Annotated in this window: 14 protein-coding genes; 1 reads left to right on the top strand and 13 read right to left on the bottom strand. The window is 44.4% G+C overall.

All coding sequences use genetic code 11. The features are described 5' to 3' along the window. Positions 1-24: 24 nt before the first annotated feature. From gsiB to prfA, 4 genes are all read right to left on the bottom strand, one after another. Positions 25-405 carry a glucose starvation-inducible protein GsiB gene (gsiB, locus tag NSQ49_RS13825; RefSeq protein WP_251283445.1) on the bottom strand — a complete coding sequence of 127 codons (381 nt, stop codon included), beginning with the start codon at positions 403-405 and terminating at the stop codon, positions 25-27. A gap of 377 nt (positions 406-782) precedes the next feature. Continuing rightward, positions 783-1,457: a stage II sporulation protein R gene (spoIIR, locus tag NSQ49_RS13820; protein ID WP_236566187.1), complete on the bottom strand. Its 675-nt coding sequence runs from the start codon at positions 1,455-1,457 to the stop codon at positions 783-785. Positions 1,458-1,584: 127 nt separating this feature from the next. Then, positions 1,585-2,439 (bottom strand): peptide chain release factor N(5)-glutamine methyltransferase, encoded by an 855-nt coding sequence (prmC, locus tag NSQ49_RS13815; RefSeq protein ID WP_251283451.1) that lies wholly within the window; start codon positions 2,437-2,439, stop codon positions 1,585-1,587. Positions 2,440-2,446: 7 nt separating this feature from the next. Then, positions 2,447-3,520: a peptide chain release factor 1 gene (gene prfA, locus NSQ49_RS13810; RefSeq protein WP_159863472.1), complete on the bottom strand. Its 1,074-nt coding sequence runs from the start codon at positions 3,518-3,520 to the stop codon at positions 2,447-2,449. A gap of 269 nt (positions 3,521-3,789) precedes the next feature. Between prfA and NSQ49_RS13805 the strand changes: the two genes are divergently transcribed. Then, positions 3,790-4,752 (top strand): DMT family transporter, encoded by a 963-nt coding sequence (locus tag NSQ49_RS13805; protein ID WP_251283446.1) that lies wholly within the window; start codon positions 3,790-3,792, stop codon positions 4,750-4,752. A 26-nt stretch (positions 4,753-4,778) separates the two neighbouring features. Here NSQ49_RS13805 and NSQ49_RS13800 read toward each other — a convergent pair whose 3' ends face one another. From NSQ49_RS13800 to NSQ49_RS13760, 9 genes are all read right to left on the bottom strand, one after another. Next, positions 4,779-5,219: a hypothetical protein gene (locus tag NSQ49_RS13800; protein ID WP_159863474.1), complete on the bottom strand. Its 441-nt coding sequence runs from the start codon at positions 5,217-5,219 to the stop codon at positions 4,779-4,781. Between the two features lie 663 nt (positions 5,220-5,882). Next, positions 5,883-6,503, bottom strand: coding sequence for a thymidine kinase (locus tag NSQ49_RS13795; RefSeq protein ID WP_035327985.1), 621 nt, complete (start codon positions 6,501-6,503; stop codon positions 5,883-5,885). Between the two features lie 193 nt (positions 6,504-6,696). After that, on the bottom strand, positions 6,697-6,909 hold the full coding sequence (gene rpmE, locus NSQ49_RS13790; RefSeq protein WP_009332279.1) for a 50S ribosomal protein L31: 213 nt from the start codon (positions 6,907-6,909) through the stop codon (positions 6,697-6,699). A gap of 254 nt (positions 6,910-7,163) precedes the next feature. Further along, a complete protein-coding gene (gene rho / locus NSQ49_RS13785) occupies positions 7,164-8,429 on the bottom strand; it encodes a transcription termination factor Rho (RefSeq protein ID WP_009332281.1) in 1,266 nt (421 codons plus the stop codon). Positions 8,430-8,832: 403 nt separating this feature from the next. Beyond that, complete coding sequence (gene glpX, locus NSQ49_RS13780) at positions 8,833-9,795, bottom strand: class II fructose-bisphosphatase (RefSeq protein ID WP_159863475.1); 963 nt, start codon at positions 9,793-9,795, stop codon at positions 8,833-8,835. Positions 9,796-9,938: 143 nt separating this feature from the next. After that, positions 9,939-11,225: a UDP-N-acetylglucosamine 1-carboxyvinyltransferase gene (locus tag NSQ49_RS13775; protein WP_251284779.1), complete on the bottom strand. Its 1,287-nt coding sequence runs from the start codon at positions 11,223-11,225 to the stop codon at positions 9,939-9,941. A gap of 722 nt (positions 11,226-11,947) precedes the next feature. Next, complete coding sequence (fsa, locus tag NSQ49_RS13770) at positions 11,948-12,592, bottom strand: fructose-6-phosphate aldolase (protein ID WP_159863477.1); 645 nt, start codon at positions 12,590-12,592, stop codon at positions 11,948-11,950. 145 nt (positions 12,593-12,737) lie between these two features. After that, on the bottom strand, positions 12,738-13,595 hold the full coding sequence (locus NSQ49_RS13765) for a class II fructose-bisphosphate aldolase (RefSeq protein ID WP_159863478.1): 858 nt from the start codon (positions 13,593-13,595) through the stop codon (positions 12,738-12,740). A gap of 255 nt (positions 13,596-13,850) precedes the next feature. Then, positions 13,851-14,228, bottom strand: a complete 378-nt coding sequence (locus NSQ49_RS13760) for a response regulator (protein ID WP_201306510.1) — start codon at positions 14,226-14,228, stop codon at positions 13,851-13,853. Positions 14,229-14,258 lie beyond the last annotated feature (30 nt).

Below are 14,258 nucleotides of genomic sequence, written 5' to 3'. Positions count from 1 at the left end.
ATATGCATTTTTCCTGCGGCAGGTTTAGTCGTTCGAGTTGCCGCCTTTTCTTCCGATTTCTTCATAGAAATCGCGGTCATGATTTTCACTTGTTGCTTCTCCGCCTTTGCGTCCAATTTCCTGGTAGAATTCTTTGTCATGATTTTCGGATGTTGCTTCTCCGCCTTTTTGGCCTATTTCCTGGTAAAAGTCCTTGTCATGGTTTTCAGCTGTTGCTTCTCCGCCTTTGGAGCCGATTTCCTGGTAGAAATCCTTGTCATGGTTTTCAGCTGTTGCCTCTCCGCCTTTGGAGCCGATTTCCTGATAGAATTCCTTATCATGGTTGCGGCTTGTTGCTTCTCCACCCATGCGTCCTCGTTCCTCACGAGACATTTTATCGTTGTTTTTATTGTTGTTTTTAGCCATAATTTTTCATCTCCTTTTACGTTTGTGTTTTGTTGTTACACTACTTTAAATATCCGTTTCTAGTAGATTCAAACGCTTGAAAGGAAGATGTTATATGCTTGTCTTAATTGTAATTTATTTTCCACTTTTTAAAACGATTCTAAAGAGAATTGGACGGTGGACTCTGGGTGGTTTTTTGTTGTTTCTGTGTTTGAAGTTGGAACAGGTTCTGACTCTGTGGGCGCTTTTTTGTACTTTTGTATCACAAGTTGGGCCAGGTTCTGACTCTGTATCCCCTTTTTTGTTTCTGTGTCCGAAGTTGACCTTCAAATCCACTTTTTCCGCTCCCGAAATAGACTGAAGGAAGTCCGAAAAAAAACCCTGCTCTGCAGCAGGGCTTACCCGAAGATTTTTTCCCAGATTTCTACTAAGAAGAATTTTACTTCTGCTGGTTCTTCATCTTCCTCTGTATAAACCGGAGGGGTTTCCTTTTCGGAGTCTGTGTCAGCAGCGATTTCTTCTGCTTGCACTACTCCCTTCTTGTCTTCCTCTTCAAAGCCTTCGCTTACAGCTACACCGTTTGAGAAGTCAAGGAAGCATAGTGGAGGGAATAGCACGCACCACCAGTTCGCACCTTTTCCCTCGCCAAGAGTGATTAAGATTGCTTCGTATTCGCCTGCAGGATATAAGAATTGTCCATATAATTTCGTCGGGAAGCTGACTTTTCCAAAGTCGGCATTTACACTTTGGTTCGCTCCTTCTTCAGCTACTACTTGTTCTGCAATCTTCTGAATCTCAGGCAATCTGGACTGGATCAGTTCGCGGGCATCATCGATAGAGGTCAGCTCTGACACCCACTCTGTGATTTCTGCATTTACTGCGTCTCTTACTTTTCTTTTAACTGCCTGGTCCTCTTCATTATCGCTGTTGGCCAGAATGCGCAGCCTGATGGCCTCATTTGGTATTACCATCGGTTCATCAGCTGTCACTTCTGTTTGCGGTATATATAAACTTAAAATGGTTCCTAAGGATAAAATCAGTACATATAATTTCACAATCGTTTTTGTGTTCATCATTTCCGCCACCATCCCTTCACTATCCACAGTGTGGACAGGATGGCAAATTCTTAAACTATTAAAATTAATATTTTTCTAGTTTCTATTAATTTTATTCTTTTCGACAAAATTCGGGTGGTGCCTGTCACCCGATTTCCGCAAAAACCATTCGGTCTTTGCCGTTTATGTCGTAGATGGTTTCGATAGCAGCCTGTGGGAAGGCTTTTTGCAGGAGTGCAGATACTGCTTCACTTTGTCCTGCACCTACTTCGAAGCCGATGAGGGCACGGTCTTTAATGACAGCCGGCAGCTCTGCCGTAAAGCGCTTGTACAGATCCAGCCCATCTTCCCCGGCAAAGAGGGCACGATGCGGCTCATGCTCCGTGACTACATCTGACATCCACTCAATATCCTTTTCTGGGATATACGGAGGGTTTGATAGGATGATATCAAATTTCTTTCCTTTTAAGATAAGGGGCTGCAGAAGGTCTCCTTTGACAAATTCGATTTCAGCGCCATTCTGTTCTGCATTTCTTTCCGCTAGCTCAAGGGTCGGTCCATAGATATCTGTGGCCGTGACCTTCAATTCCGGTTTCTCAAGCTTCATCGTAACAGCAATCGCCCCGCTTCCGGTTCCGATATCCGCCAGTTCAAGACCATTCACAGAGCAGAACAGCTTGTTGATTTTCTGCAAAGCATGATATACCAGTTCTTCTGTTTCCGGCCTTGGAATCAGCACATTTTCATTCACCTCGAAGGTGCGCCCGTAAAATTCCTCAGTGCCGATGATATACTGAACAGGCTGGCCCTCTGCGTGTGCCTGCACAGCACTCTGGAACTCAGACAGGACTTCGGAATTCACTTCTTCACGCAGATTAGCAAGAAAGCTTGCCCTGCTCATCTTCATAAAATGCTGCAATAGCAGCTCACCAGCATTTTCATCACGATTGGACTTCTTTAAAAAAGAAGAAGCCCAGTTGAGGGCTTCGTATACTTTCATTGTTGGATTACTCATTGGATGCACTGTCCAGCTTGGCAGATTGCTCTTCCACGATCAGCGCGTCAATAACCTCATCAAGCTTGCCTTGAAGGATCTGATCAAGCTTCTGGATCGTTAAGCCGATGCGGTGATCGGTTACACGGTTTTGAGGGAAGTTGTACGTACGGATACGCTCAGAACGGTCTCCAGTACCTACTGCTGATTTACGCTGCTGGTCATATTCCGCCTGTGCTTCCTGCTGAAACTTATCATAAACACGCGCACGAAGTACCTTCATCGCTTTTTCTTTATTCTTGATTTGTGACTTTTCATCCTGGCAGGATACAACCGTCCCTGTCGGCAAGTGAGTCAGACGAACAGCTGACATCGTCGTGTTAACACTCTGTCCGCCCGGTCCGCTTGAAGCAAATGTATCCACGCGGATATCTTTTTCATGAATGTCGATTTCCACTTCTTCTGCTTCCGGAAGAACCGCCACTGTTGCAGTAGAAGTGTGGATGCGCCCGCCGGACTCTGTCTCCGGTACACGCTGAACACGGTGTGCGCCATTTTCGAACTTAAGCTTGGAATAGGCGCCATTCCCATTGATCATAAAGATGATTTCTTTATATCCGCCAACACCCGTAGAGCTGGCTTCAATGACATCGATCTTCCAGCCCTGCGCCTCGGCAAAGCGGCTGTACATGCGGTATAAATCCCCCGCAAACAATGCAGCTTCATCACCGCCGGCAGCACCGCGGATTTCCATAATAACGTTTTTATCATCATTCGGGTCTTTAGGAATAAGAAGGATTTTCAAGCGTGCTTCCAGTTCCTCTTTTCTTTCCTCAAGCTCAGCCAATTCTTCTTTTACCATTTCGCGCATTTCTGCATCCAGCTTCTCTTCCAGCATTGCGCGCGCATCCTGATACTGTTCTTTCACTTCTTTATATTCTCGGTAAGTGTCAACAGTTTCCTGAATACCGGACTGTTCTTTTGAATATTCGCGAAGCTTTTTCGGATCATTGACAATTTCCGGATCGCTCAAAAGCTCATTTAATCTTTCATAACGGTCCTCGACAGATTGAAGACGATCAAACACAGCCATTCACCTCAATTTTTTATCCAATAACCGCGGGATTTCCCGTCGGGGTATAGTTCATTTTATTTAAAGCCGCAGCTCCATAACATTCTAATTATAGTATAGCTCATAGTCACAGTCAAAACGATTCATGGCTTTCTTTTGTACAGGAGTTTTCTGAAAAGTCATTGCCTGATGGAACCATTTCCTATATATTGGTTTTATTCTTTAGAAAATATGGAAGCTGGCAGAAGGACCAGCTTTTTTAAATGGAAATGGGGTGAACCGGCATGAAGGCCATTTTATTAGGGATTTGCTCCGCCTTTTTCTTTGCTTTCACTTTTGTATTAAACCGGGCAATGGAAATGGATGGCGGCAGCTGGCTTTGGAGTGCATCGCTCCGCTATTTCTTCATGATTCCTCTGCTCGGTGCTATTGTGGCATTCAGGGGGAATCTGCGGCCTTTATTTGCTGAAATGAAAAAAGCTCCAGGTTCATGGCTGCTATGGAGTTTTGTAGGATTTGGTTTATTTTACGCACCTTTATGTTTTGCAGGAGTCTATGGACCCGGCTGGCTGATTGCCGGAACCTGGCAGATTACCATTATCTCCGGGTCCTTGCTTGCACCGCTTTTTTTCGTTGCGTATCAAACCGGAAGTGGAACGGTGAAGGTAAGAGGGAAAATCCCTTTACGCGGAATGATGATGAGTCTGGTTATTCTCCTTGGAGTTGCGGTTATGCAGGCTGAGCACGCATCCTCCATTTCAATAAGGGATACGCTGCTTGTCATCATTCCCCTGATTATCGCATCCTTCGCCTACCCATTAGGCAACCGCAAAATGATGGATGTGTGTGAAAATCGGCTGGATGCCTATCAGCGTGTGCTCGGGATGACAATTGCCAGTCTTCCCTTTTGGTTCCTGCTTTCAGCTGCCGCCCTGGCAACAAGCGGAGTGCCCAGTTTCAGCCAGGTCACTCAATCCGGTTTAGTCGCTCTTTTTTCCGGTGTTTTTGCCACTGTACTATTCTTTGCAGCCACAGACCTGGTCCGCGGCAATATGCAGAAGCTGGGGGCTGTGGAAGCAACCCAATCTCTCGAGGTCCTTTTTGCTGTTCTCGGTGAAGTGCTGCTGCTGGCAAGCCCGCTTCCATCCGGAATCTCTTTGACAGGTATGGCCCTTGTCGTTATTGGCATGGTGCTGCACAGTTATGTAACCTCGAACAAAGCCATTGTAAAAAGAAAAGCTGCGTAAAAAAATGCCCTGGTAATCAGGGCATTTTATGTGCGGTCTTCCTGAACCTTTACCTCTACATGATAAGACGGAAGAGCTTTAATAAGATCTTTATGCAACCGAGCCTGTGAATCCATCTTTTCCTGGTGGGTCATCTCGCCTTTCCGGTATGCAGTCACCCACATATCCTCCCCATTAATCCAAACGGCTCCCGGACGGTAGCCCTCATGAGCAGCAATCACCTTGCGGGCCTGGTCGATATCATCCTGATTATCTACGCGCTTGCCGTCAAAATTGATAAAGTTCGGATTCTGGTCACCGCTCATTGACCGGTCCATTGTATCATTGTCCTCCGTGCGGTCCAGATCATTATTTATAAAAGAAACTCCATCCCGGCTCTCATGGTCATATTCACTCTCAGTTGCTTTATTGTTGGCGCAGCCAGCCATAAATGCGAGCATCAGAAGAAAAATACTCAGCTTCTTCATTTCTAACACCTCCTTTTTATAGGATGTCCGCTAAAGGGAGTAATGTGCGGTCCAAAATAAGGCAGAGCTGGGGGTGGAAGGCGTTGATTTTTGATTTGGACGAAGCTATGGTGAGGATTCTTCTTAGTTTTTTGTTTGCAGTTGCATCGGGTTCGGACTTTGACTCACGGATTTTTGTTTTTTGTGTCTGAAGTTGACCCAGGTTCTGACTCTGACTACCGCTTTTTTGCTTTTTGTGTCCGAAGTTGGCCCAGGTTCTGACTCAGGCTACCGCTTTTTTGCTTTTTGTGTCCGAAGTTGGCCCAGGTTCTGACTCAGGCTACCGCTTTTTTGCTTTTTGTGTCCGAAGTTGACCCAGGTTCTGACTCTGACTACCGCTTTTTCCCCTTTTTGTGTCCGAAGTTGACCCAGGTTCTGACTCTGACTACCGCTTTTTCCCCTTTTTGTGTCCGAAGTTGTTCCAAGTTCTGACTCTAACTACCGCCTTTCCCTTTTTCTGTCCGAAGTTAATTCAGGTTCGGACTCTGACTACCGCTTTTTTGCTTTTTGTGTCCGAAGTTGGCCCAGGTGACTCCTGAATTTTCGCCGACTTCGGTTTTCACCTAAACAAAACAAAAAAACTGCCCGGAACATGCCAGGGCAGAGAGATCGTTAAGTATGAATTTATGATAAAAACTCGGTTGTCTTCTGTTTTTCTAACACATTGGGTGACTTGGGCACTTCGTGGTGATGACGGCAGCGCGGTTCATATGCTTCTGAGGCGCCAACTAAAATAACCGGGTCATCATATGAAGCTGGATTTCCATTGATCAGGCGCTGCGTGCGGCTTGCAGGTGATCCGCAAACGGCACAGACGGCTTGAAGCTTTGTTACCAATTCTGCGATCGCCATGATGGCAGGCATTTGGCCAAACGGCTCCCCGCGGAAGTCCTGGTCAAGTCCGGCTGCAATTACACGATGTCCGCTGTCAGCCAGGTGCTGAATGACTTTGACAATTTCATCATCAAAGAATTGCACTTCATCGATCGCAATCAAATCAGTTTCAGGTGTAATGTATTTAAATATATCGGTAGACTGGGTCAGGGGTTTAGCTATGACCGAAGTTCCATTATGGGAAACGACAGCTTCATCACTATAACGGTTATCAATCTGCGGTTTAAATACAGCGATTTGCTGTTTGGCGAACTGAGCTCTGCGCACACGGCGAATCAATTCTTCTGATTTGCCGGAGAACATGCTGCCGCAAATGACTTCCACCCATCCGTGATGATTCATAACGTACATGAACGGCCTCTCCTTCCTCGTTCTAACTAATAGAATGGCTTGTTATTATTATTTTATGAAGAAAAGGTCGAGCTGTTAATTTATTTCTACTCGCTCTTTTTTCAATACTAAAATGCCACTCAAAACAGTTCTTCAGGGTTATTTTGCAATAAAAAACAGGCAAGAAAGTTAACTTGCCTGTTTTTGTTGTTTATTATTTTTGTTCTGACTTAATGCCGTATTTCTTATTGAAACGGTCAACACGTCCGCCGGCTTCAGCGAATTTTTGACGTCCAGTATAGAATGGATGGCACTCAGAGCAAGTTTCAACGCGGATCTCTTCTTGAACAGAACCGGTTTCGAACTCGTTACCGCAAGCACATTTCACCATTGCTTTTTTATAGTTAGGATGAATTCCTGATTTCATTCTTTTCATCTCCTTCCGCCCTGAATCATTCGAAACAGAGTTATATATTACGGGCAATCATGAATTGCCGTAAACTTCAAAAACACACTGTCATCATTATAACAAGTCCATATGTTTTTTGCAACCAGCGAATCCTTCATCCTGGAATTTCCAGGGTAATGTTTTTGCCTCTTAATGTGTCCGATAATTTTCGCTGCGGACTGGAAGGAGCCTCTCTCTACCTAAGTCAGCAATACCGAAAACCCACAACCTATTTAAGAGCGCTTAGCCTTCATCTCTTCTGCTAAATTTGCGAAGAATTCCTCGTTCGATTTTGTCTGTCTCAGCTTGCGAAGCAGTTTTTCGGCAAAGTCCGGTGAATCGGACATGGACTTGCGGATTGCCCACAGCTTGTCCAGGTGATCCTTCTGAATAAGAAGTTCTTCTTTACGTGTTCCTGAGCGGCGGATGTCGATGGCCGGGAAGATTCTTCTTTCAGCCAGTGAACGATCCAGGTGCAGTTCCATGTTACCTGTACCCTTGAATTCTTCGTAAATAACATCATCCATTCGTGACCCTGTGTCAACGAGTGCAGTTGCCAGAATCGTTAAGCTTCCGCCTTCTTCAATGTTTCGGGCTGCACCGAAGAAACGCTTTGGACGGTGGAATGCTGCCGGGTCAATACCGCCGGAAAGGGTTCTTCCGCTTGGAGGAATAACCAGGTTATAAGCCCTGGCCAGTCTTGTAATGCTGTCCATTAAAATGACAACATCACGCTTATGCTCTACGAGACGCATAGCACGTTCAAGAACGAGCTCGGCCACTTTAATGTGGTTTTCCGGCACTTCATCAAATGTTGAGCTGACCACATCGCCTGCAACGGAACGCTCAATGTCTGTTACCTCTTCCGGGCGCTCATCAATCAATAGGACGATCAGTTCCGCTTCCGGGTGGTTGGTTGTAATACTATTGGCAATTTCTTTTAATAGCATAGTCTTACCTGCTTTTGGAGGCGCGACAATCAGACCACGCTGTCCGAATCCAACCGGTGCAAGAAGGTCCATAATTCTTGTAGACAATTGTCTTGTACCTGTTTCCAATTTCATATGGCGGTTTGGATAAAGTGGTGTCAGACCAGGGAAATGAACGCGCTCTTTTGCTGATTCAGGATCATCGCCATTCACGGCTTCAACCTGCAGAAGGCCGAAATAACGCTCATTTTCCTTTGGAGGACGGACTTTTCCTGAAACCTTATCTCCATTTCTCAAATCGAAACGGCGGATCTGGGAAGCGGAAATATAAATATCCTCAGAGCTTGGTGAATAATTGATCGGACGAAGGAAGCCGAATCCCTCTGACTGAATGATCTCCAGGACACCTTCCATGAAGAAGTAGCCTTCCTGTTCTGCTCTTGCTTTCAGGATGGCAAAAATTAATTCTTTTTTCGATAACTTGCTGTAATAAGAAACTTTATATTCACGGGCAAGTTCATAAAGCTCTTTAAGCTTCATATTTTCTAAACTTGAAATGTTTAAACCCATTTTTACACCACACTTTTGAAATTTTCAATCATTTCCTCCATATGCAGCTGTTCAAATTATTGGACTTTATATGAAAGGAAAGGGAAAGATACTTTGAGGCATTGAAAATAGCTGAAGATTCTATCATTGTGTTATTAATTAAATATTTCGAGGAATGGAACGGTTTGCTGTCCGTTTTCGTTAAATAATTCGAGGTATCCTATTCCATGAAAAACAATCTCTATTTTACCCCTTTATATGAAAATTAATCAATAACAAAATTTTAGATGGAAATTATGGCGGGAAGGAAAATGAAAATGAGCAGGCTGGCACCGGTGGCCAGCAGTCATTTTCTATCTGTTTATATTAAGTAAAACCTCAATCAGCGGGGAGTGCTTTCCTCCCCACTGATTGTCAGTTAAATTTATTTAATAACAAGATTAGGCTTTTTCTTCAAGCTGTGACGGCCTTCAACAAAGCGGACCGTTCCTGATTTTGCACGCATAACGATAGAATGGGTTGAACCATAAGAGCCTTTAAATTGTACGCCCTTTAAAAGCTCTCCATCTGTTACGCCTGTTGCAGCAAAAATCGCGTCATCGCCTTTTACCAGGTCTTCCATCAGAAGGACTTTGTTAATATCAAGACCCATTTTTAAGCAGCGCTCAGCCTCTGCGTCATTTTGCGGAAGAAGTTTCCCCTGAATTTCTCCGCCAAGGCATTTTAGGGCAACAGCTGCCAGAACGCCTTCTGGTGCTCCGCCGGATCCGAACAGAATATCGACACCCGTTTCATCGAAGGCAGTATTAATGGCACCGGCCACGTCTCCATCATTGATTAATTTGATTCTGGCACCTGCATCACGAAGCTGGGTGATGATGTGTTCATGGCGCTCCCGGTTAAGCACTGTCGCCACAACATCCTGAATATCCTTGTTTTTGGCTTTTGCTACCGCTTTCAAATTATCCAGAATAGAAGCGTTAATATCAATTTGTCCAACCGCTTCAGGACCGACTGCAATTTTATCCATGTACATATCCGGAGCGTGCAGAAGATTTCCGTGGTCAGCTACCGCAAGAACAGCTAATGCATTCCAGCCGCCGGATGCTACGATGTTAGTGCCTTCAAGCGGATCAACAGCGACATCCACACGCGGACCATAGCCTGTCCCAAGCTTTTCGCCGATATAAAGCATTGGCGCTTCATCCATTTCGCCTTCCCCGATTACGACAGTTCCCTTCATTGGCACTGTGTCGAATACATCTCTCATTGCAGAAGTAGCAGCATCATCCGCTTCATCTTTTAATCCGCGCCCCATCCATCGTGCTGATGCTAAAGCGGCACCTTCCGTTACGCGAACTAATTCCATTGACAAACTTCTTTCCATCGATTTTTCCTCCCCGGATTCTAAGGCTGAGCAGCATGGCAAATGCGGACCGGTTCTTTACCCCCGATACCGCAATAGCCCGCCTTATATTTATATTTGTCTGCTGAGCTTACTAAAAATTTCAGTCAGCTTTCATACATTCGTTATGCGTTTTTCATTTGTTCCATTTCTTCTTTGCTCATTTCTTCGCGCCAAATCGTGGCTCCAAGTCCATTCAGCTTATCAACCAGGTGGCTGTAGCCTCTGTCGATATGCTCTAAGCCTGTAACTTCGGTAACTCCCTCCGCCATTAGGCCGGCTATGACCAGTGCTGCACCAGCGCGCAAATCACTCGCCTTAACTTTAGCACCCTGAAGCTGTAAAGGCCCATTGATGATGGCAGAGCGCCCTTCCACTTTAATGTTGGCATTCATTCTGCGGAGCTCATCAATATGCTTGAAACGGGCACTATAAATAGTATCCGTTACCATGCTTGTCCCTTCCGCACCTGTTAACAAAGAAGTCAGCGGCTGCTGCAGGTCTGTAGGGAAGCCCGGATATACAAGTGTTTTGATATCCACTGCTTTCATTTTCTCAGCAGGTCCGACGAATATCTGATCGTCATTTGTTTCAATCTGAACTCCCATTTCGCGAAGCTTTGCAATTAAGGACTCAAGATGATGCGGGATGACATTGTCGATCAGCACGCCTTCTCCTGCCGCTGCGCCAACGATCATATAGGTACCCGCTTCAATCCGGTCCGGTATGATCGTATGCTGGCAGCCATGCAGATGGTCCACTCCATCAATGCGGATCACATCTGTACCGGCTCCCTTGATTTTCGCGCCCATATTGGTCAAAAGAGTAGCAACATCAATGATCTCAGGCTCTTTAGCTGCATTTTCGATAATGGTTCTTCCTTTTGCTCTGACAGCCGCAAGCATGATATTGATGGTTGCTCCAACACTGACAACATCGAGATAAATACGGGCTCCCCGCAATTCATCTGCACGAAGGTAGATGGCTCCCTGCTCATTGGTCACACGTGCGCCAAGAGCTTCAAACCCTTTTATATGCTGGTCGATCGGCCTTGGTCCTAAGTGACAGCCTCCAGGAAGTCCAATAACCGCTTTTTTAAATCGTCCGAGCATCGCTCCCATTAAATAATAGGATGCGCGTAATTTTTTCACTTTTCCGTTCGGCAAAGGCATGGAAATCATGGAAGAGGGATCGACTGTCATATCATTTTCAGAGAATTCGACAGTGCCCCCTATTTCTTCAAGCAAATCTTTTAGAATTTGAACATCTGAAATATCCGGCAAACCTTCAATTGTTACAGGAGACTCCGCTAAAATGGTAGCTGGAATCAGTGCAACAGCACTATTCTTCGCTCCGCTGATCCGGACAGTTCCTTTTAAAGGATATCCACCTGCAATCATTAGCTTTTCCATTTGTAACTCCCTTCTTAGCCGTTGTTAAACACATAAGCTGGAATTTGACTTCAATATTTAAAAAATTGATAGCCCTTACAGCAAAAGCTACACACTACTTTTCTAACCAACTTTGGCAGGAAATAGCCCTAGCTTCTATAAGAAACCCAAAAGGCTTATCTTATTTAATATCGGAAAAACAGTCTTTGGGAAAATATGCACTTTCATATTATCATGTATCTGCATTTTTCAACATTGTAAGTTGCAAAAGGAACAATTTTCCATTCTTTTTTTGCAGATTCCGACATTATCTTTATCCTATAGTTTACACGAAAAATCAAATCTCATGTATTGAATTCAAAAAAAGTTAAAATTAAGAAAAAAAGGCCGGGGACAAGGATTGGGGCTGGCTTAGCTGAATAAAAGCGCAGGGCGTCTTGCCCGCCCCCTGAACCTGGAGGGGGCAGACGCCTGCACTGGACTGCTCTAAAGTATAAAAAAGCCAGTTTTCTAGAATTTCCGAAGAAAGCTTATCGCAGTCTAAAGGTCAGTAAGACCCCATCATAACTCCGAGAAATCAAAGGAATATAAATGGGGGTTCAACTGCCCGTAAAGGCCCGAAAAGAAGAACAAAGACTATAATAACGCCACATCCTGCGGCAGCGTCTTTGTGACCCACTTCCTGTAGGCCTCAACTAACAATCAGCAGGGAGAAAAACACTCCCGCTGATTGAAATTTCACATTATCCTCTTGAGTTCCAATCTGCAAGGAACGCTTCGATTCCCTTATCTGTCAGAGGATGGTTGAATAATTGCTGGATGACTTTATAAGGAACTGTCGCAATATGAGCTCCTCTTAATGCTGCATCCGTCACGTGCTGCGGATGTCTGATGGAAGCAGCGATAATTTCTGCATCAATGTCATGAATCGCGAAGATTTCTGCGATTGTGGAGATCAGATCAAGACCGTTGTGGCCAATATCGTCCAAACGTCCAAGGAATGGAGAAACGTATGAAGCACCTGCTCTTGCAGCAAGAAGAGCCTGGTTTGCACTGAAGATCAGTGTTACATTGGTTTTAATGCCTTCTTTTGAAAAAACGCTTACTGCTTTCAGGCCATCCGGTGTCATTGGCACCTTGATGGTAATGTTCGGTGCAATCGCTGCAAGCTCTCTTCCTTCTTTAATCATGCCTTCAGCATCAAGAGCGATGACTTCAGCGCTAACTGAGCCTGGCACCAATTCCGTGATTTCACGAAGACGGTCAGGGAAGGATACATTCTTTTCCTTTGCCACCAATGAAGGGTTAGTGGTTACTCCGGCAACAACCCCAAGGGCGTATGCTTCTTTAATTTCTTCCATGTTCGCTGTATCGATGAAAAACTTCATAAAAAATCCCACCTTATTAAATATTCTAATATCTATGTATTATCAAATAAAGCTGTGATTCTGTAAAGCCTTACATTTGGGCCAGGTCTATAAATAAGGCAAACCGCCCCTATATCTAGAAGCGGTTTCTCGTGCAGTTATTTTATTAGGCTTTGTTTGAAGAACCGAATTCGCGCATTTTGCCGATTACAGTTTCTTTAATCGCTTCACGTGCAGGTCCTAAGTATTTGCGAGGATCGTATACTTCTGTATCTGCTGCCAATACTTCGCGAACGCGTTTTGCTGAAGCAATTTGGTTCTCAGTGTTTACATTGATTTTAGCAGTACCTAAAGATACTGCTTTTTGAATATCTTTTGTCGGGATTCCAGTTCCTCCATGAAGAACTAAAGGAACACCTGTAAGGTTTCCGATCTCTTCCATTTCAGCGAAGCCAAGGTTAGGCTCACCTTTGTATGGTCCGTGAACAGAACCAAGTGCCGGAGCAAGGCAGTCGATGCCTGTACGCTTAACCAGCTCTTCACATTCTTTTGCATCAGCATAAATAACGCCATCAGCCACAACATCGTCTTCCTGACCGCCGACAGTTCCTAACTCTGCTTCAACTGAAACGCCTTTTGAATGTGCGTACTCAACTACTTTTGAAGTAGTCTCTACGTTTTGTTCGAACGGATCATGGGAAGCATCAATCATAACAGATGTGAATCCAGCATCGATTGCTTCTTTACATTTATCAAAACTTGAACCGTGGTCTAAGTGGATAGCCACTGGAACGGTAATCTTGTAATCTTCAAGCAGTCCTTCAACCATTTTTACAACCGTTTTAAAACCGCCCATGTAGCGCGCAGCACCTTCGGAAACACCAAGGATTACCGGTGATTTTTCTTCTTCTGCCGCCTGCAGGATCGCTTGAGTGAACTCAAGGTTGTTTAAGTTAAATTGACCTACTGCATAGCCTTCTGATTTTGCTTTATTAAGCATTTCAGTCATAGAAACTAAAGGCATTTTTCTTCCTCCTTATTGATAATCGTTTAAGCTCAACAGACTAAATACTGTTAAAGTTTTCCCCTTAACACTATCGAATATGTACCCTTATAATAGTCCGCTAAACAGAGACGATCCTTTGGAATTCATCTGTTATCATACCAAAAAGGATTTAGAAAAGCCATTATTCCTGCACGTTTTTATCGATTGTCATAAAGCAAACGCTATCATTTTCATTGGGATGGAATTTCAGGTTAAAAATGGGTAATTTTAGGCTTATTTTGAGTTAGGGACAAGCAAATATTTCTTAACTGCCGCCCTGATGTCATCGATATCGAATGGCTTTGCAAAGTGAGTAAGAGCACCCAGATCCTTTGCTTCCTGAATCATATCGAGTTCACCGTAAGCCGTCATGATAATAACTCGGATATCTTTATCCACTACTCTCATTCTTTTTAAAATTTCAATCCCGTCCATTCCCGGTATTTTCATATCAAGAAGAACAAGATCAGGCGAATGCTTGGAAACAATGTCGAGAGCCTGGACTCCATTGGCAGCCTGGTATGTGTCATACCCTTCTTTCTGCAGTACCTCATTAAGTAAAATGCGGATTCCGAACTGATCATCTACGATTAAAATTTTCCCTTTCATCAAGCCACCTCTTCCTGTCGTATTGAAAGCCTT

The sequence above is a fragment of the Cytobacillus sp. FSL R5-0377 genome (genome assembly GCF_038004385.1).
Taxonomy (GTDB): Bacteria; Bacillota; Bacilli; order Bacillales; family Cytobacillaceae; genus Cytobacillus.
This window is presented reverse-complemented; position numbering and strand designations above follow the sequence as displayed.

Bases quoted from the DNA above. Each gene is read 5' to 3' on its own strand.
- gsiB (WP_251283445.1), bottom strand. From the start codon at position 405: ATGGCTAAAAACAACAATAAAAACAACGATAAAATGTCTCGTGAGGAA.
- spoIIR (WP_236566187.1), bottom strand. From the start codon at position 1,457: ATGAACACAAAAACGATTGTGAAATTATATGTACTGATTTTATCCTTA.
- prmC (WP_251283451.1), bottom strand. From the start codon at position 2,439: ATGAAAGTATACGAAGCCCTCAACTGGGCTTCTTCTTTTTTAAAGAAG.
- NSQ49_RS13805 (WP_251283446.1), top strand. From the start codon at position 3,790: ATGAAGGCCATTTTATTAGGGATTTGCTCCGCCTTTTTCTTTGCTTTC.
- NSQ49_RS13800 (WP_159863474.1), bottom strand. From the start codon at position 5,219: ATGAAGAAGCTGAGTATTTTTCTTCTGATGCTCGCATTTATGGCTGGC.
- NSQ49_RS13795 (WP_035327985.1), bottom strand. From the start codon at position 6,503: ATGTACGTTATGAATCATCACGGATGGGTGGAAGTCATTTGCGGCAGC.
- rpmE (WP_009332279.1), bottom strand. From the start codon at position 6,909: ATGAAATCAGGAATTCATCCTAACTATAAAAAAGCAATGGTGAAATGT.
- rho (WP_009332281.1), bottom strand. From the start codon at position 8,429: ATGGGTTTAAACATTTCAAGTTTAGAAAATATGAAGCTTAAAGAGCTT.
- glpX (WP_159863475.1), bottom strand. From the start codon at position 9,795: ATGGAAAGAAGTTTGTCAATGGAATTAGTTCGCGTAACGGAAGGTGCC.
- NSQ49_RS13775 (WP_251284779.1), bottom strand. From the start codon at position 11,225: ATGGAAAAGCTAATGATTGCAGGTGGATATCCTTTAAAAGGAACTGTC.
- fsa (WP_159863477.1), bottom strand. From the start codon at position 12,592: ATGAAGTTTTTCATCGATACAGCGAACATGGAAGAAATTAAAGAAGCA.
- NSQ49_RS13765 (WP_159863478.1), bottom strand. From the start codon at position 13,595: ATGCCTTTAGTTTCTATGACTGAAATGCTTAATAAAGCAAAATCAGAA.